This is a genomic window from Motilimonas sp. E26, assembly GCF_021278025.1.
Taxonomy (GTDB): Bacteria; Pseudomonadota; Gammaproteobacteria; order Enterobacterales; family CBDFNC01; genus Motilimonas.
The window spans coordinates 21,640-41,979 of record NZ_JAIBHJ010000032.1 but is presented as its reverse complement, the minus strand read 5'-3'; the positions used below and the strand labels follow the sequence as shown (position 1 = coordinate 41,979).

19 protein-coding genes are annotated in these 20,340 nt (G+C 42.6%); 14 read left to right on the top strand and 5 right to left on the bottom strand.

Going from position 1 to position 20,340, the window contains the following annotated elements; genetic code table 11:
* The first annotated feature begins 169 nt into the window (after positions 1-169).
* The 5 genes from K1M91_RS18745 (at position 170) to adk (ending at position 6,854) form a co-directional block, all read left to right on the top strand.
* The gene (locus K1M91_RS18745; RefSeq protein WP_232803791.1) at positions 170-1,105 is read left to right on the top strand and encodes an autotransporter domain-containing protein; all 936 of its coding nucleotides are present in this window, start codon (positions 170-172) and stop codon (positions 1,103-1,105) included.
* 17 nt (positions 1,106-1,122) lie between these two features.
* On the top strand, positions 1,123-1,725 hold the full coding sequence (gene recR / locus K1M91_RS18740) for a recombination mediator RecR (RefSeq protein ID WP_232803790.1): 603 nt from the start codon (positions 1,123-1,125) through the stop codon (positions 1,723-1,725).
* A 129-nt stretch (positions 1,726-1,854) separates the two neighbouring features.
* Positions 1,855-3,765, top strand: a complete 1,911-nt coding sequence (htpG, locus tag K1M91_RS18735) for a molecular chaperone HtpG (protein WP_232803789.1) — start codon at positions 1,855-1,857, stop codon at positions 3,763-3,765.
* A 261-nt stretch (positions 3,766-4,026) separates the two neighbouring features.
* Positions 4,027-6,093: a diguanylate cyclase gene (locus K1M91_RS18730; protein ID WP_232803788.1), complete on the top strand. Its 2,067-nt coding sequence runs from the start codon at positions 4,027-4,029 to the stop codon at positions 6,091-6,093.
* A gap of 116 nt (positions 6,094-6,209) precedes the next feature.
* The gene (gene adk / locus K1M91_RS18725) at positions 6,210-6,854 is read left to right on the top strand and encodes an adenylate kinase (protein WP_232803787.1); all 645 of its coding nucleotides are present in this window, start codon (positions 6,210-6,212) and stop codon (positions 6,852-6,854) included.
* An 88-nt stretch (positions 6,855-6,942) separates the two neighbouring features.
* On the opposite strand, the gene K1M91_RS18720 is transcribed toward adk, so the two are convergent.
* Positions 6,943-7,413, bottom strand: a complete 471-nt coding sequence (locus tag K1M91_RS18720; RefSeq protein ID WP_232803786.1) for a SulA-like leucine-rich domain-containing protein — start codon at positions 7,411-7,413, stop codon at positions 6,943-6,945.
* A gap of 673 nt (positions 7,414-8,086) precedes the next feature.
* Between K1M91_RS18720 and potA the strand changes: the two genes are divergently transcribed.
* The 4 genes from potA to K1M91_RS18700 are packed head-to-tail and all read left to right on the top strand — an operon-like array spanning position 8,087 to position 11,885.
* Positions 8,087-9,193: a spermidine/putrescine ABC transporter ATP-binding protein PotA gene (gene potA / locus K1M91_RS18715; RefSeq protein ID WP_232803785.1), complete on the top strand. Its 1,107-nt coding sequence runs from the start codon at positions 8,087-8,089 to the stop codon at positions 9,191-9,193.
* Positions 9,177-10,049 carry a spermidine/putrescine ABC transporter permease PotB gene (gene potB / locus K1M91_RS18710; protein ID WP_232803784.1) on the top strand — a complete coding sequence of 291 codons (873 nt, stop codon included), beginning with the start codon at positions 9,177-9,179 and terminating at the stop codon, positions 10,047-10,049. The genes potA and potB overlap by 17 nt, the downstream gene beginning before the upstream one ends.
* Positions 10,033-10,803, top strand: coding sequence for a spermidine/putrescine ABC transporter permease PotC (potC, locus tag K1M91_RS18705; RefSeq protein ID WP_232803783.1), 771 nt, complete (start codon positions 10,033-10,035; stop codon positions 10,801-10,803). Before potB ends, potC begins: the two co-directional genes overlap by 17 nt.
* 50 nt (positions 10,804-10,853) lie before the next feature.
* Positions 10,854-11,885 carry an extracellular solute-binding protein gene (locus K1M91_RS18700; protein ID WP_232803782.1) on the top strand — a complete coding sequence of 344 codons (1,032 nt, stop codon included), beginning with the start codon at positions 10,854-10,856 and terminating at the stop codon, positions 11,883-11,885.
* A 67-nt stretch (positions 11,886-11,952) separates the two neighbouring features.
* Here the strand turns inward: K1M91_RS18700 and K1M91_RS18695 are convergent, their stop codons facing one another.
* A complete protein-coding gene (locus K1M91_RS18695; RefSeq protein ID WP_232803781.1) occupies positions 11,953-12,819 on the bottom strand; it encodes a mechanosensitive ion channel domain-containing protein in 867 nt (288 codons plus the stop codon).
* 194 nt (positions 12,820-13,013) lie between these two features.
* Here K1M91_RS18695 and K1M91_RS18690 point away from each other — a divergent pair, with 194 nt between their 5' ends.
* The 4 genes from K1M91_RS18690 to K1M91_RS18675 all read left to right on the top strand — a co-directional run bounded on the left by K1M91_RS18690 (position 13,014) and on the right by K1M91_RS18675 (position 18,456).
* Complete coding sequence (locus tag K1M91_RS18690) at positions 13,014-14,543, top strand: bifunctional GNAT family N-acetyltransferase/carbon-nitrogen hydrolase family protein (RefSeq protein WP_232803780.1); 1,530 nt, start codon at positions 13,014-13,016, stop codon at positions 14,541-14,543.
* Between the two features lie 122 nt (positions 14,544-14,665).
* A complete protein-coding gene (locus K1M91_RS18685; protein WP_232803779.1) occupies positions 14,666-15,256 on the top strand; it encodes an alpha/beta hydrolase in 591 nt (196 codons plus the stop codon).
* Between the two features lie 189 nt (positions 15,257-15,445).
* Entirely contained in the window at positions 15,446-17,626 is a 2,181-nt protein-coding gene (gene katG, locus K1M91_RS18680; RefSeq protein WP_232803778.1) for a catalase/peroxidase HPI, read from the top strand.
* 218 nt (positions 17,627-17,844) lie between these two features.
* A complete protein-coding gene (locus K1M91_RS18675) occupies positions 17,845-18,456 on the top strand; it encodes a fumarylacetoacetate hydrolase family protein (protein ID WP_232803777.1) in 612 nt (203 codons plus the stop codon).
* Positions 18,457-18,477: 21 nt separating this feature from the next.
* Here the strand turns inward: K1M91_RS18675 and K1M91_RS18670 are convergent, their stop codons facing one another.
* The 3 genes from K1M91_RS18670 to K1M91_RS18660 form a co-directional block, all read right to left on the bottom strand.
* Positions 18,478-18,891, bottom strand: coding sequence for a BLUF domain-containing protein (locus tag K1M91_RS18670; RefSeq protein ID WP_232803776.1), 414 nt, complete (start codon positions 18,889-18,891; stop codon positions 18,478-18,480).
* Between the two features lie 215 nt (positions 18,892-19,106).
* On the bottom strand, positions 19,107-19,625 hold the full coding sequence (locus K1M91_RS18665) for a cytochrome b/b6 domain-containing protein (RefSeq protein WP_232803775.1): 519 nt from the start codon (positions 19,623-19,625) through the stop codon (positions 19,107-19,109).
* On the bottom strand, positions 19,625-19,900 hold the full coding sequence (locus K1M91_RS18660) for a PepSY domain-containing protein (RefSeq protein WP_232803774.1): 276 nt from the start codon (positions 19,898-19,900) through the stop codon (positions 19,625-19,627). Before K1M91_RS18660 ends, K1M91_RS18665 begins: the two co-directional genes overlap by 1 nt.
* 229 nt (positions 19,901-20,129) lie before the next feature.
* On the opposite strand from K1M91_RS18660, the gene K1M91_RS18655 reads away from it, so the two are divergent.
* Positions 20,130-20,324: a YwbE family protein gene (locus K1M91_RS18655; protein ID WP_232803773.1), complete on the top strand. Its 195-nt coding sequence runs from the start codon at positions 20,130-20,132 to the stop codon at positions 20,322-20,324.
* The last annotated feature ends 16 nt before the right edge of the window (positions 20,325-20,340 follow it).

Here is a 20,340-nt window from a genome sequence, read left to right as displayed (position 1 = left end):
CGGTACTAGCTCAGCTGGTAGAGCGCAACCTTGCCAAGGTTGAGGTCACGAGTTCGAGCCTCGTGTACCGCTCCAAATCGATAAAGCCTGACCTTGAGTCAGGTTTTTTTTTGTCTTGAGAAACGATACAGTACGAACAAACTGTACAGATGAGTTAACCATGGTTGGCATGATAAAAAAAGCAAATAGAGTTTACCTGCTATTGTACCTATGTATCTTTTCAGACCATGCCGTTAGCCAGATTTCGAATGATAAAATCATCGCACGTGCTAATGCTGCGCTGTCTTTGATGTCCTTTAGTGTCGTTCCTGACGTTACTACCAGTACCTTAAGTATTGATCAAAACAATCCTGAATCGTCGGATCTTATGATGACGCAATTAGGTGGTGGTGCAACCATAAGTGAAGATGTGCCGATTTACTTAGAGGGGACTTTGGCATTTAGCCGCTTCGATCCTACGTTTGTGATAACTAGTGGTAATGTTACCGGCACACTGCCTTTGAAGTGGAATAGCCTTTCTGCTAGCGGCGGGGTTGGCTGGGATTTCAAACTTGATGAGAATTTGGTATTGCGGCCGATAGTTAATGTATCTCTGGGAAGAGTGGTCAGCGATATTAAAATTGCTCGGTGGTATGTCAATAATCAGTCTGACTTGGATCTTTCATTTATTGATGGAGGCTCACTTAATGCATATGGCTATGGTGGGTCGATAATGTTGGATTACGAATTATTTTCAGAGCGGCAAGATATTGATGCGGAGTTGCGTTATAGCTATATCAGGCTTAATAGCTTTGGATCTACGGCTTCTGGCGCTAGGGGCCAAGCTAATGCTGAAAATCTCTCGTTATATCTTCGTCGCCGAGCGCCAACAGGTTATGAATTACTTAATAAGCCCTTGCGTTATGTACTTGAAGGAGCACATACACAGTTCTTAGGTGAGCAACGCGGTGCATTAGGCTTTGATTATATGAGCTCTGCCGGGGTGGGGCTAGAGCTAGATTCGAGTGATTACGATATTTTTATCACCCGTACCAGATTGGTTTTACGCTATATGTTCGGTCAAAATAGTGATGGTTATGCCTTGGGCTTGGCCATGAGCTTTTAAATTGGAGCAGTACTTTTATGAGTTTTAGCCCGTTATTAGATGAATTAATAAAAAGCTTACAGTGTTTACCGGGTGTTGGCCCTAAATCAGCCCAGCGGATGGCTTTTTACTTACTGGATAAAAATCGCAGCGGTGCGAGTAAATTAAGCCATGTGCTTGCTTCTGCTATCGATAATATCGGGCACTGTCAGAGCTGCCGAACTTTTACCGAAGATGACATTTGTCGTTTATGCCAGAATCCAAAAAGGCAGCAAAATGGCCAACTTTGTGTGGTTGAAAGCCCTGCAGACTTGCTCGCCATTGAACAAACCGCGCAGTTTTCAGGTACCTATTTTGTCTTAATGGGGCATCTTTCTCCGTTAGATGGCATTGGTCCTAACGATATTGGTCTTGATACCTTGGCGGCTCGATTAGCAAAAGGCAATATAAGTGAGTTGATTTTGGCTACTAATCCTACTGTTGAAGGAGAGGCTACGGCTTACTATATTGCGGAGTTAGCACGAGAGCAGCAAATCAATGTTAGCCGAATAGCTCATGGTGTGCCCGTTGGTGGTGAATTGGAGCTTGTTGATGGTACAACGTTGTCTCATTCTTTTGCTGGTCGTATTTCTATTAAATAAACTAAATCTCGGATATGTGAGATAGCAAACCAATAAAAAAGGGAAAATTTATCAATTTTCCCTTGAAACCTCTGCACTGTAACCCCACCTTAGTCCTAGTGTTAAACCCTGTAAAATAAGAGACGTAAGATGACAGACGCCGTACATACAGAAACTCATGGCTTTCAAGCCGAAGTAAAACAATTATTACAGCTAATGATCCATTCTTTGTACAGTAACAAAGAGATCTTCCTTCGTGAGTTAGTGTCTAATGCCGCAGATGCTTCAGACAAACTGCGTTTCAAAGCATTATCAGATGACACCTTGTACGAAAATGATGGTGACCTTAAAGTTCGTTTAAGTTTCGACAAAGACGCTAAGACCATCACCATTGCCGATAATGGTATTGGTATGACTCGTGATCAAGTGATTGAGCACTTAGGAACGATTGCAAAATCAGGTACAAAAGAATTTTTTAACCAGCTATCTGGTGACCAAGCGCGTGACTCACAGCTGATTGGTCAATTTGGTGTTGGTTTTTACTCTGCTTTTATCGTAGCAGATAAAGTAACCGTAAATACGCGTGCTGCTGGTGTCAGCCACGATCAGGGCGTGCAATGGCAGTCTGCTGGTGAAGGCGACTACACAGTTGCCGATATTACTAAGGCAGATCGTGGTACTGAAATCATCCTACACTTACGTGAAGGCGAGGAAGACTTACTTAACGAATGGCAATTACGTCAAATAGTGAGTAAATATTCTGATCATATTAGTATTCCTGTAGAGATGTGGAAAGCAGAAGAGCCTGAAACAGAGGGCCCTGATGGTGAGAAAATTCCAGCTAAGCCAGGTTATTGGGAGTCGGTAAACAAAGCAACCGCACTGTGGACTCGCAGTAAAGGCGAAATATCTGACGAAGAATACAAAGAATTTTATAAGCACATCTCCCATGATTTTGAGGATCCACTGAAGTGGTCTCATAACCGAGTTGAAGGTGAACAAGAGTACACAAGCTTATTGTATATTCCTGCACGTGCGCCATTTGACATGTGGAATCGCGAGAAACAACACGGCTTGAAACTTTATGTACAGCGCGTATTCATCATGGATGACGCTGATCAGTTTATGCCAACATACCTGCGTTTTGTTAAAGGTGTGCTGGACTCGAACGATCTGCCGCTAAACGTGTCACGTGAAATTCTGCAAGATACTAAAGTGACAACTAAGTTGCGTAATGCTTGCAGTAAACGAGTGTTGTCGATGTTGGACAAACTTGCTAAAGATGAAGAAAAATACCAGCCGTTCTGGAAAGAATTTGGTCAAGTGTTAAAAGAAGGGCCTGCTGAAGATTTCGCCAATAAAGAGAAAGTTGCAAAATTATTGCGTTTTGCTTCAACTCATACTGATGAGGCAGTGCAAAATGTTTCTTTTGATGCGTATATTGAGCGTATGAAAGAAGGCCAAGAAAAGATCTATTACATTACTGCTGATAGTTTTAATGCCGCGAAAAACTCTGCGCATTTAGAAATCTTCCGCAAGAAGGGCATTGAAGTCTTCTTGATGTACGATCGCATTGATGAATGGTTACTGAGCCACCTAAATGAGTTTGCAGGTAAGCAGCTAGTATCTGTGACCAAAGGGGATTTAGATCTTGGCGATTTAGAAGATGCTGAAGCGAAAGAGCAAAAAGAGAAGCAAGAAACTGAGTTTGCAAGCTTTTTAGAGCGAGCTAAAACGGCGTTAGGCGATAAAGTAGCCGAAGTTCGTCTGACTCACCGTTTAACGGATACGCCATCTTGTATTGTTGCTGGCGCTCAAGACATGAGTACTCAGATGATTAAGTTAATGCAATCTGTTGGTCAAACAGTACCTGAGCAAAAGCCGGTGTTTGAGTTAAATCCAGATCATGCGATGGTCAAGCATGTAGCTGATCTTCAAGATGAAGAATCATTTGCGCAATGGTTAAATCTATTACTTGAGCAAGCGGTATTGTCAGAAAAAGGCAGTTTAGATGATCCATCAGAGTTTGTAAGCCGCATAAATACACTACTGATGAAGTAAATTCATTTCTATACTTACCCAAGGGAGCTAAATGCTCCCTTTTTTATTGCGAAACAAAGATAAGTGCAGTGGGTCACGCCAATTTTTACCGAATCTCTTATACTTAGAAGTGATTAAATTACTCAAGAATCGCTCTCATTTAAGTGTGCAATGAACTAAGCCTAGTAACTTAGTGAGCGGTGTTAAATTCAAATCACGCAACATAACGCAAGGATGCGCTTTGATGTATGTTATTCAAAATCAGCTGTGGAACTATTGCTTATGCAAATAAGGCTACCTGTATTTGCCGTATTAATGATTTTTGCTGTCGCGATTGCACCTGCTAGCTTCGTTGCCGTTATGCAATACAAACAAACCTATGCCGCAGTTGAAAAGGCCGCGCAAAACAACTTAGCTTTACATGCGCGTTTAGCTGGTGAAAAGTTGATTAATCACATATCGATGTTAGGGACAAGTCTGAGTTATCTCGCAAAAGAGAAAGGACAAAGTGATATACAGCATACTCAACCAAGGATCATAAATAATGCGTTTAGGCAGTTTACGAATACCTACCGCGGGGTTCATTCACTTTATTTTATGGATGCGCAAGGCCAAGTTATAACCGGTATTGGTGCTAGTGTCGATGATGTACAAGAAGCTAATTTTTTGAAGCAGTTTAAAGGATTGGGCGGTTTATTGGAGCACAGTGGATTTATTCATTACAGCAATCCAAAACTAGTTCCAAACGCGGCTAATCCATACGGTGTAGCCCTTATCACGCCATTAAATGATGTTAATGAACGGCATACAGGTTATTTGTTGGCTTTAGTTTCAATTGACAGTTTTAGCCAAGTGCTACGACTTGTCGTCCCTGAATTTAGTGTTGCATTTTACTTGGGTGAAAAGTGGATAGGTGGCGACTATTGGAATAGCCCCGATGAGCAAAACTTTTATGACTTTGTGGTATCGGAACAACCAGAAGGTTACTTTAACCCTTTTGAACTTAAAGTAGTGTTAGCTGAGCCTTCAGCGCGCCTTGTTCAAGAGGTCGAAGCAGTATTAGCGCCGTTACTCAGTGTACAAATAGCTGCTCTTAGCATCGCACTTTTCATTACCATCCTTTTTTCTCGATTGATTTCAAAAACCCTTGGCCGACTTTACACGCTAATCCGTGATTTCCAGTCCGATTCTAATGCGCCACAACGGCATCGATTTTTTATTCTTGAGTTCAACCAAGTTTATCAGTTGATCATGGAAATGAAGCGTACGATAGGGCATCAAGTTATTCATTTAAAGCAAAAGAATAAAGAGTTGATTAATGCCGATGGGCTAAGAGAAAAATACTTAAACCGGGTCGAAGAGTTAAATAAAGAGCTCGAGCATAAGGTTTCGCAGCGCACAGCAGAGCTAGAACACACGTTACGATTAGTGGAAGAAGGTAATACCGTACTCGAACGGGTGATTTTATATCGCCGTGCATTACAAAATGCCATGAGCAATGAGAATGTTGCGATCCTGACATTAGATAACTTGCAGTTGACGATTGATAAAATGGAATTTGCTTTGTATCTTGCAGATGGTAGAGGCAATGGGGAAGTTATGTTGCAATCAACTTCTGCCCATTTTGATCTCGTCGCAATGCAAGACGAAGTTAACCAGTTGGGCGATGAAGCTTGGCAACAAGGAATTTGTTCACTAGACAGTGGGGTGCCAGTATTACGACTTGGCAGTAGTCAACAGCCAGTTGGCTGGTTAGCTGTTAATAAAATGCCTGCAATAGAGTATTCACAATGGTTATTGCTGTTTGGCAAAGAGCTTAGTAGCTTTCTAGAGATCCGCGCATTAACCCAAGAACTCGATTATTTAGCGAATACCGATAGCCTAACGGGTCTCTCCAACCGCAAAGCTTTTGATGATGATTTAGAAGCTTATGCGACCCAGTTAGATGCTGAAGTTGGCTTATTTATTATCGATGTGAATGGCTTAAAACAGGTAAATGATAATAAAGGTCACCAAGTCGGAGATCAGTTACTGATTAAAGTGGCCGAATTACTGCGATATTGTGCAGCTGGGATCACAGACAAGTGCTACCGTTTGGGCGGAGACGAATACGCGATTATTCTGACGAATGAACAATTAGAGAAAAACCAGTTACTGTATAAACGGTTGTTAGAAGAGCAACCTCGTGTTGATTTTGCTTTTGATGTGCTTGGTGGTTTTGATCAGTTTAGTTGCAGTATCGGTTACGCATCGACAGAAAATACCGCATTTTCAATGCTATACAATGTAGCGGATCAAAATATGTATAGTGTTAAGCAAGATCATTACCGCCATGTACGACAACGTTAGACTAAGGTTTAACAGGCTTAACTTGGCCATAGACTTGAGTAATTCTAAGCAGCAGTGTAAATTGCTGCTTCTAAATTTTTAAACTATAAGCACAAAATAATATTAGGGGAGTTTTTATGCGCATTATTCTTTTAGGCGCGCCAGGGGCAGGCAAGGGTACACAAGCTCAATTCATAATGGAAAAGTACAATGTGCCACAAATCTCTACTGGTGACATGTTACGCGCAGCCATTAAGGCCGGTACCGAATTAGGCTTAAAAGCAAAAGAAGTAATGGATGCTGGCCAACTCGTATCAGATGACTTAATCATCGGCCTGGTTAAAGAGCGTGTTGCACAAGAAGATTGCAAAGCGGGTTTCTTACTTGATGGTTTCCCACGTACGATCCCACAAGCCAATGCAATGAAAGAAAATGGCATTGACGTTGATTACACTCTTGAATTTGACGTGCCTGATGAAGAGATTGTTAAACGCATGAGTGGCCGTCGTGTTCACCCTGGCTCAGGTCGTGTTTACCATCTTGTTTATAACCCACCAAAAGTGGAAGGTAAAGATGACGTAACAGGTGAAGACCTTGCGATCCGTCCTGATGATGTGGAAGAAACAGTACGTAAGCGCTTAGCTATTTACCACGAACAAACTAAGCCACTGGTAGACTTTTACACTAAAGATGCAGCAGCGGGTTTAAGCAAGTATTACAAATTAGACGGTACACAAAGTGTTGATGCCGTTAGCCAAGAGCTGGCAAATATCCTTGGTTAATTATTTATAATACCTAATAAAAAACCTCCCTAGTGGAGGTTTTTTTATGCCTATAGAAATGTATGGGGGAATTAGACTACTTAGGCCTCTAATGTAATCTAGTTGTTTGCTGCGCTTGAGCAATATCGTTTCCATCCAGAAAAATAGCCGAGCCCATGCCTATGCGAGCAGCCGCTTTTAACTTTGACAAGCTTGCACTTTCTAAACCGTCAATACTGCAAACTACTAAACGCGTGTGTGTAGATTGCAATGCTAACTCTAAGCACCGTACCTTACTAAGTTGCTGATGTGATTTGATGCATAATATTTTTTGGCAGTCCAAACCTAAGCTAGCCAACAGCGGTAAATTTAATTTAGCTGGGGGATCAATAAAGACAAGCCAACCCGGCTGCTGACCATAGTGTATTAATTTATTGAGCAGAGAGTCATGGCGTGCACGCTGATAGATAGGCTGCTCGGAAAAGGCTCTTTTCTCATCCAATTTATTGATCATACTGGAAAAATCGATTGTCATTGACTTAAGATTTGGCTGAGATAATGAATGAGATATGAGCTGCATAGTTCGCCTCTTGTTTAAATATACATGCTGTATATGTATACAGTATATCGAGATAAATTGTTGGTCAAGTCAGCTGTGCAAAAAAAACACAAAAAATGTGATCTAATTGAATGGTTCGGATCTTTGCACTTTTGTGAGAGGGTAAATAGCTATGTTTTATTGCTCGTCATCATCGGAACTGCATTCATCTGCGTGCCTTATTGGCCAGATATTTGTTGCATGAATGACGATTCTTTAGGTGATGAGTAAGCAGGTAATTTATGATTACCATTAGCTGTTGATTGCCCTTTGTACCCTACAGTTGCTGTAAAGAGGAAAAATTACTGTGTTTAAGTTGTTGAATTTAATTGGTTTAAATTATTTTTTCTGAAGCGGTATATAATTGTTGTGTTTAGCGCTTTTCAAGTTAAAATGCCGAAAAATCAGCAGCGTGCCTACGTCTTGCTTGATGCCACACTGAGGCCAAATCTCAGGGCAAAATAACGTAATAAAATAGCCAGCAATAGCGCAAGCTAGGCTAACACTTCAACGCTATCCCGTTTGAAGTGTAAATAAAAATGACACGATTTATCATTCTTGGTGTGGGTGCATGCCAAGGTTATTTTGACAGCCCATTGGCATTATTCATCTTGAAATGAATAACCGACATGGCTACCCATTTGGAATATAGACTGTGACTGAGTATCAACCTCTTTTGCAACTCTCTGGGATCAGTAAAACGTTTGCCGACAACACGGTGCTCGACGCGTTAGATCTCACTATTTATGATGGTGAGTTCCTCACCTTATTAGGCCCCTCAGGCTGTGGTAAAACCACGGTACTGCGCATTATTGCAGGTTTTGAACAAGAAGATTGTGGCTCGGTCATGCTCGATCAGCAAAACCTTTCAGTACTTAAAGCTGAGCAGCGTCCGGTTAATACTGTGTTTCAAAGCTATGCTTTATTTCCTCATATGACGGTATATGAAAATGTTGCGTTTGGCTTAAAAATGCACAAGGTAGCGAAAGCTGAAATCAACACTCGTGTCGATGAAGCCCTACGCATGGTGCGCCTTGACAGTTTTGCCCAGCGTAAACCGCATCAATTATCTGGCGGCCAACAGCAGCGTGTTGCCATTGCTCGCGCGGTGGTTAACCGTCCACGTTTATTGTTATTGGATGAGTCCCTTAGTGCCCTTGACTACAAACTTCGTCAAGAAATGCAAATTGAGCTAAAACGCTTACAACGCCAATTGAACATCACTTTTGTTTATGTCACGCACGATCAAGAAGAAGCCTTGTCTATGTCAGATCGCATTGTGGTGCTTAACAAAGGCAAAGTGCAACAAATAGGAACACCGCGTGAAATCTACGAGAATCCCGCCAATTTGTTTGTCGCCCGTTTTATTGGTGAAATTAATCAATTTGATGGCCATGTGGTGCGCCGCATTGATAACGATCACGTAGAAGTGATCGCCGAAGGCGCTGATTGGGTAGTGAAAACCGATTATCCGTTTGCCGCGAATGACAAAGTTCATGTGCTACTTCGCCCCGAAGATGTGCGTTTAACTAAGCCTGATTTAGCCCTGAATACGGTGCACGTTGAAGGGCAAATTTATGAATGTAATTACAAAGGTAAAACCTTGGATTCTTACATTCGTTTAGCGTCGGGGACGAAAGTGATCGCCAGTGAATTTTTTGATGAAGATGATCCGGATTTTGACTATCGCTTAGAACAAAAAGTAGCGTTGCAATGGACGACAGGCTGGGAAGTGGTGTTGCCGTATGAAGATGCAAATTAATCAATTTCGGTTCTGGGCGATAGGCCTTGCCACTAGCTGGTTGGCTCTGTTCGTATTAGTGCCGAGTTTAATGGTATTAGTCACCAGCTTTTTAACCCGCGACCCAGACTTTTTAATTCGTTTTGAATTCAGTCTTGATGGCTGGCGCAGCGTGTTTGACCCAAGCTTTATAAGTTTGCTGTGGGACTCATTGTCGATGGCGCTGATCACGGCAAGTATTTGTTTGGCAATTGCTTATCCTTTTGTGATGTGTCTGATGAGCTTGCCAAGTAAATGGCGTCCGATCATCTTATTCTTATTAATCGTACCCTTTTGGACTAACTCGTTAGTGCGTATCTATGCCATTCAATACCTGCTGGGTAAGAAAGGTTTGATTAACGATGCCATGTTAGGGATAGGGCTGATTGATAAACCGTTAGACTTATTGTACACCCCGTTTGCGGTGATCTTTGGTCTGAGTTACATCTTATTGCCGTTTATGATCTTACCGATTTATTCGGCGATGGAAAAACTAGACTTACGTTTATTGGATGCGGCCAAAGATTTAGGTGCCAACGCCGCGCAACGGCTATGGCGCATCACCTTGCCGTTAACCTTGCCGGGCATTGTTGCGGGCAGTTTGATGGTGATTTTACCAGCTATGGGCATGTTTTTTGTCGCCGATTTATTGGGTGGCTCGAAACACGCATTACTGGGTAACGTGATAAAAAATCAATTTATTCAAACCCGAGACTGGCCGTTTGGCGCAGCCCTAAGTGTACTAATGATATTACTGCTGTCATTTATGCTCTGGCTTTATTACCGAGCCACTAAGTTGTCTAACCGTCAAGGGGGCATAAATGACTCGGATTTTTAAATTAAGCTTTATTGGCTTAGTGCTGTTTTATGTTTACAGCCCGATTTTTGTCTTAATGGTGAACTCGGTAAATGGCTCACGATATGGCAATAAATGGCAAGGGTTTACCTTTAAATGGTACGAAAAGTTATTTGAAAACGATGCCTTGATGCAAGCCGCTTGGCACTCATTGGTTGTTGGTATCACCAGTGCCACTGCGGCCACCGTAATTGGTACGTTAGCAGCGGTGGCATTGCAGCGGTATCGTTTTTACGGCAAAGGCGCAGTATCGTCTTTAGTGTTTGTCAGTATGTTAACGCCTGATATCGTGATGGCCATTGCGCTGCTGATCTTATTTGTCACCTTAGGGATAGAGCTTGGCTATATTTCCTTATTGATAGCGCACATTACTTTTTGCTTACCGTTTGTGATCATTAATGTGTTCTCAAGGCTTAAGGGTTTAGACATGTCGGTCACCGAAGCCGCGCGCGATTTGGGCGCTAATGAGTGGCAAGTGTTTAGCAAAATTATCCTGCCTATGATTTTGCCAGCAGTGGCATCGGGTTGGTTACTCAGTTTCACCTTATCAATTGATGATGTGATTGTTAGCGCCTTTGTCACCGGGCCGGGCTATGAAATATTACCGTTAAAAGTGTATTCCATGGTGCGGGTCGGTGTGTCGCCAGAGGTCAATGCCATTTCTACCTTGCTGTTTGTTGGCTCGGTAGTCTTAATCGTTATTTCACAGCTATTACTGCGCTACAAGCGTAAATAGTGATGCTTAAATATACTTTTGCAATCATTTGCGTATAAAGGAACAAACAAATGAATAAATGGTTAACACTTGCAGCGGCAACGCTGATGAGTTTTTCTGCAGTAGCAGCTGAAAAAGTAGTGTTATACAACTGGGCTGATTACATTCCCGATACCGTTTTAAAGCAATTTACTAAAGAAACGGGCATTGAAGTGGAAGTGGCGACGTTTGACAGTAATGAGTCAATGTTTGCTAAGTTACAGTTATTAAAAGGGAAAGGTTACGATCTTACAATTCCGACCACGTTTTTTATCGAGCGTATGAAACGTGCCGATCTGATCCAGCCCATTGATAAATCTAAATTAACAAATTTTGGTAACTTAGAGCCAAACTTACTTAATCAATCATATGACCCTAATAACCAATACAGTGTGCCATACCTTTGGGGCAGCACGGCGATCACCGTTAACACTGACGAAATTGACCCCAAAACTATTACTAAGTGGGCCGATTTATGGAAGCCTGAGTACAAAGGTCAAATTTTATTGCTAGACGATGTCCGTGACATCTTTTTAATGGCATTAAAAGTGAAAGGTTTTGAAAACAATACCCGTAACGAAGATGAAATTCGTCAAGCATACGAGCTGTTGGTTGATTTACTGCCAAATGTAAAACTATTCTTGTCTGATTCACCAAAAGGTCCACTGATCCAAGGCAATGTGCCCATGGGCGTGATGTGGAACGGTGAAGCTTATATGGCACAAGTTGAAATGGATACCGTTGCATATATCTACCCAGAAGAAGGCGCAACGCTGTGGGTTGATAGCTTTGTTATTCCAAAAGGCGCAGCCAACGTAGAAGGTGCCCATAAGTTTATCGACTTTGTATTGCGCCCAGAAATTGGCAAAATCATCATTGAGGAAATTGGTTACTCAACACCAAACAAAGCAACGGTGCCGCTGTTAAGTGAAGAGCTACGTAATAATCCGATGGTGGTGCCACCGGCTGAAGTACTTGAAAAAGGCAGCTTCCATAACGACCTTGGCGATGCTAACGCGATTTATGAGAAATACTGGCAAATGCTGAAACAAAAGCAATCCTAACTAATGAGTTATCAATGCAAACCGGCCAAATACGGCCGGTTTTTTTGTGTGGGCGAAAAAGCGAAAACTAATCTTTTTCTTGCTTTAGGGTTAATTGACCATCTAAATGCACATCACGTTGCGGGAAGGCAATGACAATATTATGTTCATTAAATAGCTCATAAATTCGAAAGCGGATATTACTGCGAATCATCCTTAAATCGGTTTCTGAATGGGCACAAATCCAAAACACGGCGTCAAAAATTAAAGCATTATCACCAAAGTCCTCAAAAATAACCGAAGCGACTGGTTGCTTGAGAATTTCTTTTCTTTCATTCAAAACTTGTTGTATCAGCTTGGCGACTAACACCACATCTTCGCCATAGGCGACGCCGACACGAACGGTTGAGCGCGCGTTATTATCAATCAAGGTCCAGTTTGTCACTGTATTTTCAAGCAATTGGCTGTTAGGCACTAACATATGCACACCATCATTACGGCGGATCAGGGTAGAGCGAGTATTAATACTCTCAACCACACCGCGCGCTTCACCCACTTCGAGAAAATCACCAATGCGAATGGGGCGCTCCCACATTAAAATCCAGCCACTGATGAAATTATTAATGATGTTTTGTGCGCCAAAGCCAACGCCAATGGCAATCGCACCCGAAACGAAAGCAAAGGCTGTGAGGGGAATATTAAGCACCTCTAAACTGGTGATCACTAAAATAGTAATGGTGAGCACGAGATAAATTCGAGAAAACAAATGCACTGCATCAGGGCTAACATTACGTGCTTGAAGTGCTTTTCGGATCAGTCTGCCTAAGCGGCTAACTAAGTACCAAGTCAACACGAGTAAACAAGGTACAAGCATTAACTGAGCCACTGTGATAGGGCTACCGCTATAGTTAAATAGCACAAAAGACAGTGCGTTTTTGACCAGTTCTAAGTCCATATTGATTCTCTCTCGATGACATAATCGACTAAGTTGTTTATACCCAATCAACTTGAAGATGCCTATTCAGCTTTAGCTGCTTTTATTGTCAGATCCATGAAAGGGCAAATAATCACCAATCACTCACTTTATTGTTCAATTTAATAGTATATGGTTATAGCTGACAATTTATTTTATTTAAGTCAAGGAATAACATGGGTTCGAATCATATAGAAGTGCGTCATCTAAGCAAAGCTGACATGGAAGAACTAAGAAATGCATGCGCGGACGTTTACCCTGTAGAAGAGCTAAATGCATGGGATGAAAAAGCCTTAGATGCATTACTCACCCGTTTCCCTAAAGGTCAAATATGTATTTGCGTGGACGGTAAAGTGGTTGGGTGCGCATTTTCACTGATCATTAATTACAGCAAATTTGGTGATGATCATACTTATGATGAAATTACCTCAAAGATGACGTTTACCCACCACGACCCCGATGGCGATGTGTTATATGGCATTGAAGTTTTTATTCACCCAGAATACCGAGGCATGCGTTTAGCTCGGCGGTTGTATGGCGCCCGTAAAGAATTATGCGAAAACCTCAATTTACGAGCGATTGTGGCTGGCGGTCGGATGCCAGGTTACAGTAAAGTTGCAGATAAAATGACGGCTAAGGAATACATTGAAAAAGTTAAGGTAAAAGAAATACACGATCCGGTTTTAAGCTTTCAGTTGGCAAATGATTTTCATGTTCGGAAATTATTACAAAACTACCTTGCCGGCGACGTTGAATCCCATGAATACGCCACGCTTATCGAGTGGCCAAATATTTACTACACCCGCTCGGTTAAACTGATTAATGCGCCAAAGTCGGAGGTGCGTTTAGGCTTGGTGCAATGGCAAATGCGACAAATGTCTGGCTTGGAAGACTTATTTGAACAAGCCGAATTCTTTGTCGACGCTGTATCCGATTATGAAAGTGATTTTATCCTATTCCCCGAGTTGTTTAATGCACCATTAATGGCGCAGTTTCATCACTTAAGTATTCCTGAAACCATTCGTAAATTGGCTGAGTTTACTGAAGCCATTCGTGACAAGTTTGTTGAATTTGCGATTAAGTACAACATCAATATTATTACTGGCAGTATGCCATTTCTAAATGGCACTGAGCTCTATAACTCGGGCTTTTTATGTCGCCGAGATGGTACATGGGAGCGCTACGATAAAATACATATCACACCGTCAGAAGACCGAAACTGGATCATGACGGGTGGACAAAATATCCGAGTGTTTGATACCGACTGCGGCAAAATTGGCATCATGATTTGTTACGATGTTGAATTTCCAGAGTACGCAAGGCTACTGGCAGATCAGGGTATGAATATATTATTCGTGCCCTTTTTGACTGACACGCAAAATGGCTATACCCGTGTGCGACATTGCGCGATGGCTAGGGCGATTGAAAATGAGTGTTACGTGGCTATTGCTGGTGCGGTGGGTAACTTGGCTAAGGTTAACAACATGGATATTCAATATGCACAATCTGCTTTGTTTACACCATCGGACTTTGCGTTCCCAAATACCGGGATCAAAGCCGAAGCGACACCCAATTCAGAAATGAGCGTCATTGTGGATGTCAATCTCGATTTGCTTAAAGCCTTACACAGTCATGGCAGCGTAACCACCATGAAAGATCGCCGTCATGATTTGTATTCACTGACCTTAAACAAAAAAGTAACCTAATTTATTTAAGGCATTTAGTCTTGTGTTACTTGCAGCCAGTCTTTTTTGGCTGGCTTGTTTACTTAGTAAGCCGTGGCATGGTGCAATAGATTATTAAGGAAACCACTTGAGTTGAATAAAAAATGACAACAACCACTATTGTAAATGTACCTGGTTACACCAATGCTGGGCCGCAACATTGGCAAACCATCATCGAAAACAAATACCGCAATGTGGTGCGGGTGCAGCAAGACAATTGGGAAAACCCCGTCCGAGAGCAATGGATCATGGGAGTCAATAACACCGTCAGCCAGATAGAAGGTAATGTCATTCTGGTAGGGCACAGTTGCGGTGCGGTTGCCATCGCTCAATGGGCTTTACAATATGCGAAAACGAACGTTTATGAAGGTAGCAATGTAAACGGCAGTAAGGTGATTGGCGCTTTACTGGTTGCGCCAGCGGATATTGACGCAGACTCTGCCATTAAGCCTATTCAAGTACAGCGTCCGTTACCGAAAGAACAGCTACCATTTTCGACTATTTTAGCCTACAGCGACAATGACGATCATACGGCACTTGAGCGCAGCTTATGGATGGTTGACCAGTGGGGTAGTCAGGGCGTGTTATTTAAAGGCGCCAGTCATTTTCATACTGAAGCAGGTTTTGGAGAATGGCTTGCGGGTGAGGCCATGATAAATAAGCTGGCAGGAGCTGATGTGCTGATCCCGAGGTAGCAGAGACGGCCAGCTTAATACTAAAAGATAATTAATGATCTATTCTAAACTTGTAAGCGTAGCATGTACTTAACTTGAAATAGGTTGAAGACTGCATCGTTAGCATGTGGTGCTGTTATCGCAACGTAAAATGCGACGAAGACCGAAGCAACTGACTGAACAATCAATATTATGAGAGGGAGACAGTAAATGACAGAATCAGGTAAATGTCCATTTAATCATGCCGCGGGTGGCGGTACGCAAAATAAAGATTGGTGGCCAAACCAGCTTAATCTCAACATTCTTCATCAGCATTCTTCTTTATCCAATCCGATGGATCCTGAATTTGACTATGCCAAAGCATTTAACAGTTTAGATATCGAAGCACTTCGAGCCGATCTTTATGCATTAATGACCGATTCCCAAGCATGGTGGCCTGCTGATTATGGCCATTATGGCCCATTCTTTATTCGTATGGCTTGGCACAGTGCGGGCACTTATCGCACGGCAGATGGTCGTGGCGGTGCGGGCTCTGGCTCACAACGTTTTGCGCCGTTAAACAGCTGGCCAGATAATGGTAATTTAGATAAAGCGCGACGCTTGCTATGGCCCATTAAGCAAAAATATGGCAATAAAATTTCGTGGGCCGACCTAATGATTTTTGCTGGTAACTGCGCTTTAGAGTCCATGGGTTTTAAAACATTTGGTTTTGCTGGTGGCCGAGTAGATGTTTGGGAGCCAGAGCAAGATATCTATTGGGGCACCGAAGGCACTTGGTTAGATGACAAACGTTATCACGGTGATCGTGAGCTAGAAAATCCATTAGCAGCGGTACAAATGGGACTTATCTACGTTAATCCAGAAGGTCCAAATGGTGAGCCTGATCCCCTTGGCTCAGCGCGTGATATTCGCGACACATTTGCTCGCATGGCAATGAATGATGAAGAGACCGTTGCCTTAATCGCTGGTGGCCATACTTTTGGTAAAACCCATGGCGCGGGTGATCCTGCACAAGTAGGTCCAGAGCCTGAAGCTGCAGGATTAGCCGAACAAGGCTTTGGATGGAAAAATAGTCAAGGCACGGGTAAGGGGGTTGACACTATAACCAGTGGTCTTGAAGGCGCTTGGACGCCCAATCCAATAGTCTGGGATAATGGTTATTTTGATACGTTATTCGGTTATGAGTGGGAAAAAGTAAAAAGCCCAGCGGGTGCGGTGCAATGGGCCCCGAAAGATGGCGCGGGCGCGGGTAGTGTACCTGATGCTCACGATCCTACTCGTCGTCATGCCCCAATGATGGCAACGTCTGACATTGCGTTGCGCGAAGACCCGATTTATAGAGAAATATCAAAACGTTTTCACCAGCACCCAGAGCAACTTGCCGATGCATTTGCGCGCGCATGGTATAAGCTGACCCATCGTGATATGGGGCCAAAATCTCGCGCTTTAGGGCCTTTAGTACCAGATGAAACCATGCTCTGGCAAGACCCGATCCCTGAGCAAACTTATGCGCTGGTTAATGATCAAGACATTGCGCAACTGAGTAAAAAAATACTGGCGTCTGGATTATCAATTTCTGAGCTTGTTACCACTGCGTGGGCCTCGGCATCAACCTTTCGCGGCTCAGATATGCGTGGTGGTGCCAACGGTGCGCGCATTCGTCTTGCGCCACAAAAAGATTGGCCTGTTAATCAACCTCAGCAATTAACTAAAGTGCTCACCGCGCTCACAGCAATACAAACTGACTTTAATCAAAAGCAAACCAGCGCTAAACAAGTTTCCCTAGCGGATTTAATTGTACTTGGCGGCGCGGTTGCCATTGAGCAAGCAGCTAAAAACGCGGGTGTTGACATCACGGTTCCTTTTACACCTGGACGTACCGATGCGTCACAGCAGCAAACCGATGTTGAATCATTTGCTGTGCTTGAGCCGATTGCAGATGGTTTTAGAAATTATTTAAAACAAGCCTATTCGGTACCTGCTGAAAAGCTGTTACTTGACAAGGCCCAGCTCCTTACCTTAACGGCACCAGAAATGACAGTGTTAGTGGGGGGCTTACGCGTACTAAATATTAATACCGAGCAATCGCCCCTTGGCGTTTTTACTCATCAGCAAGACATGTTAAGTAATGACTTTTTCCTCAACTTACTGGATATGAACATTGAGTGGAAACCTGTGGATGCGGCTGAAAACACCTTTACGGGATATGATCGTAATAGTGGTCAAGTAGTGTGGCAAGGTAGCCGAGTTGATCTGGTGTTTGGCTCAAACTCTCAACTACGCGCGATTGCCGAAGTCTATGCCTGCAGTGATTCACATCTTCGCTTTGTTGAAGACTTTGTCGCAGCCTGGACTAAAGTAATGGATCTCGATCGGTTTGACTTAGCCTAATCGTTTTAAATGTTAGTATTCAATAGCCCTGCTTTCATTACTGATTGCAGGGCTTTTTCCTACAGACTGCTTGAGACAGGTTGAGTTTTTAGTGCTCAATTCTCTTAACGCTTGACATTGTTGCTATCGATTTAAGGTGATATCTTGCGAGCTTATCGATTATACCCAAGCATCTCTAGGTTGATTGGGTATAAGTTACATCAGCATAGGAGTTGTTCATGAATGGAGTATTAGTAGATGGCGAAACAGTTTATCCGTCGAAAGTCGTTTGTATTGGCCGTAATTATGTCGCACATATCCAAGAGTTGGGCAATGAAACGCCAGATCACCCCGTGATCTTTGTTAAACCTAACTCCGCTATTGCTAGGGAGTTATGTACCAGTGCCGATGATGAGGTGCATTATGAAGCAGAAATAACGTTTGCTTTACAGTCTGGACAATTACTTGCAGTGGGTGTTGGTTTAGACCTGACGAAAAGGGCGCTACAATCCTCTTTAAAGGCTAAAGGGCTTCCTTGGGAGCGAGCCAAAGCGTTTGATAAATCAGCGGTATTCAGCCAGTTTGTCCCGTTTAAAGGTGATGTGAGTGAGCTACGTATGGAGCTATATATTAACGAGCAACTGATTCAGTTAGCCACTTATGATTTAATGATCTACAAGCCTGCAGACATAGTCGCAGAAGTAAGCAGTTTTATGACCCTTAATGATAGCGATTTATTGATGACAGGCACACCACAAGGGGTAGGTAAACTTAATGTAGGCGACCAGTTTGTGGGTAAAATTTTTCAGCAAAAAACCTTGCTTGTTGAACATTCTTGGCAGGTTACTTAATCGATACTGCCAAGCTTTATTCTAAATAACGGTTCCATGTAAACTTTTTAATAACGCCAATGCGCTGACGTTAGATAGAGTATAAGGGTCAAAGGTTGCTGAAGCCGAGAACTTAAACAGCAGCTCTCTTGTTAAATGAGATTCAGGCACATAGCCCATTGACCAAGCGCAAAACTCACGCTGTGTAACATTTTCATAGCTGACAATAGTTACTCGACAATGGCGTTCGTCACTTAAAATACGCTGATATGTTTGATTAATGTTATCTCTCGATCCTTCTAAACATTGCAGAAAATAACGATGGCTAAATAAAAGCATACCCGACACATCCTGCTTTTTATTGTTGCGCCGAGAAGACGCTAGAATATGTTCAATATCTTGACTGCTAAACGATTCAGAGAGGGTGCTGGCGTACACGATACGATACAAATTCATAATTAATTCCTAACTATGTTAATGGATTGCAATTGTTGCGCGACAGCTAAATGCACAAAACGTAATACTATAAAGATAATAAAGAGCATAGCAGGAAAAAATAATTTCATTGACCAATAAGTGATAAATGAGGCGACCTAAGTTAGTTGCGTGATGATAGGAGAATATGATGCACCGCCTGAGCAGATTGCTACCTGCAGGCGGCGGATAATGAGTTAGCGATGACCTTTAATTATCCCTTTAAGGTAATTATTTTTGGTTATTTTGGTCATGGCAAACACGGCAAAAACGTGGCCACAAACAGCTAGCATAGTCAGGTTGACGAAAAACTCATGAACTTCTTTCACCCAGTCTTCACCCCAAAACGCATCTGTTCCCATGGCCCAACCAGATAAGCTTATCAGCAATAGATTGAGCCAAATAAACCAAACCATTAGCGCGCCAGCTGGATTATGTCCTTGATGGGTATCCTGCTTGGTTTGTTTAACCTCTTTTAAGTGCTCAATGGCTGCTGTGACAGAGGGAAAAAAGCGTGATAAACGAGCCGGAGAGTCGGTAATGAGTCCCCAGCACAACCGCACCACAACCAAGGCGACTAAACTATAACCAACCCATTCATGGATGTCGCTGCCTTCTTCGGTGAAGAAAAAGTTAGCAAAAAATAACCCTGCTACCCCCCAGTGAGTGAGTCTGACGACCATATCCCAAATAGGTTGTGAAGGACTATTTTCCATTAGCCACGCTCCTCTTTAATCACTTGCATGTTGGTTGGATCGAAATAAATTTCAACGCGCTCACCTTGGCTGTCTTTACCGTAAAGTTCATAACAGCCAGTATCGGTTTTTTTGAATTTTTTGATCGTATAACCTTCGTCAACTAACTGTTGTTTGGCGGTATCAAATGGGATCCAATCAGATTCTGGTGCTTGACTACATTGTGGATCGGCATAACTGGCGCTGGCGACGAACGCAAGGGCAATAAAGGGGATGTTTTTAAATCTCGTTAACATGGGTAACTCCTAATAAAAGTAACTAATAAATAAACATTAGCGGTTTGAGCCAGATGAGTATTCCCCTGTTTTCTTAACGATTTCTTAAGCCGAAAGGGAAATTCTCCTATCTTTTAAAAACGCCAAATAGTCTCAAGGGGGCATTGTCACTGACTTGCAGCATTGTTGACCCAGGTAGTGGGCTTCAGGCACACTGCCGCTTCAAAATACACAATGGGAATAAAAAGAAATGAATGGAACTAATCGGTCTGATATTAAAAAAGGTTTGTCCGTGTCGATAGTGCTAAAACAAGATCAACGCAGCGGCAAGCTGACCGATGGAGTGGTTAAAGATATTTTGACTAACTCAGCGAATCACCCTCATGGCATAAAGGTACGATTAGAAAGTGGTGATGTTGGGCGAGTTAAAAAGATCAATGATTAATACTTAAGCTTAACTG

Bases quoted from the DNA above. Each gene is read 5' to 3' on its own strand.
- recR (WP_232803790.1), top strand. From the start codon at position 1,123: ATGAGTTTTAGCCCGTTATTAGATGAATTAATAAAAAGCTTACAGTGT.
- K1M91_RS18720 (WP_232803786.1), bottom strand. From the start codon at position 7,413: ATGCAGCTCATATCTCATTCATTATCTCAGCCAAATCTTAAGTCAATG.
- K1M91_RS18675 (WP_232803777.1), top strand. From the start codon at position 17,845: ATGAATGGAGTATTAGTAGATGGCGAAACAGTTTATCCGTCGAAAGTC.
- K1M91_RS18730 (WP_232803788.1), top strand. From the start codon at position 4,027: ATGCAAATAAGGCTACCTGTATTTGCCGTATTAATGATTTTTGCTGTC.
- K1M91_RS18670 (WP_232803776.1), bottom strand. From the start codon at position 18,891: ATGAATTTGTATCGTATCGTGTACGCCAGCACCCTCTCTGAATCGTTT.
- K1M91_RS18745 (WP_232803791.1), top strand. From the start codon at position 170: ATGATAAAAAAAGCAAATAGAGTTTACCTGCTATTGTACCTATGTATC.
- potC (WP_232803783.1), top strand. From the start codon at position 10,033: ATGACTCGGATTTTTAAATTAAGCTTTATTGGCTTAGTGCTGTTTTAT.
- katG (WP_232803778.1), top strand. From the start codon at position 15,446: ATGACAGAATCAGGTAAATGTCCATTTAATCATGCCGCGGGTGGCGGT.
- K1M91_RS18690 (WP_232803780.1), top strand. From the start codon at position 13,014: ATGGGTTCGAATCATATAGAAGTGCGTCATCTAAGCAAAGCTGACATG.
- potB (WP_232803784.1), top strand. From the start codon at position 9,177: ATGAAGATGCAAATTAATCAATTTCGGTTCTGGGCGATAGGCCTTGCC.
- K1M91_RS18695 (WP_232803781.1), bottom strand. From the start codon at position 12,819: ATGGACTTAGAACTGGTCAAAAACGCACTGTCTTTTGTGCTATTTAAC.
- K1M91_RS18660 (WP_232803774.1), bottom strand. From the start codon at position 19,900: ATGTTAACGAGATTTAAAAACATCCCCTTTATTGCCCTTGCGTTCGTC.
- adk (WP_232803787.1), top strand. From the start codon at position 6,210: ATGCGCATTATTCTTTTAGGCGCGCCAGGGGCAGGCAAGGGTACACAA.
- K1M91_RS18655 (WP_232803773.1), top strand. From the start codon at position 20,130: ATGAATGGAACTAATCGGTCTGATATTAAAAAAGGTTTGTCCGTGTCG.
- K1M91_RS18665 (WP_232803775.1), bottom strand. From the start codon at position 19,625: ATGGAAAATAGTCCTTCACAACCTATTTGGGATATGGTCGTCAGACTC.
- K1M91_RS18700 (WP_232803782.1), top strand. From the start codon at position 10,854: ATGAATAAATGGTTAACACTTGCAGCGGCAACGCTGATGAGTTTTTCT.
- K1M91_RS18685 (WP_232803779.1), top strand. From the start codon at position 14,666: ATGACAACAACCACTATTGTAAATGTACCTGGTTACACCAATGCTGGG.
- htpG (WP_232803789.1), top strand. From the start codon at position 1,855: ATGACAGACGCCGTACATACAGAAACTCATGGCTTTCAAGCCGAAGTA.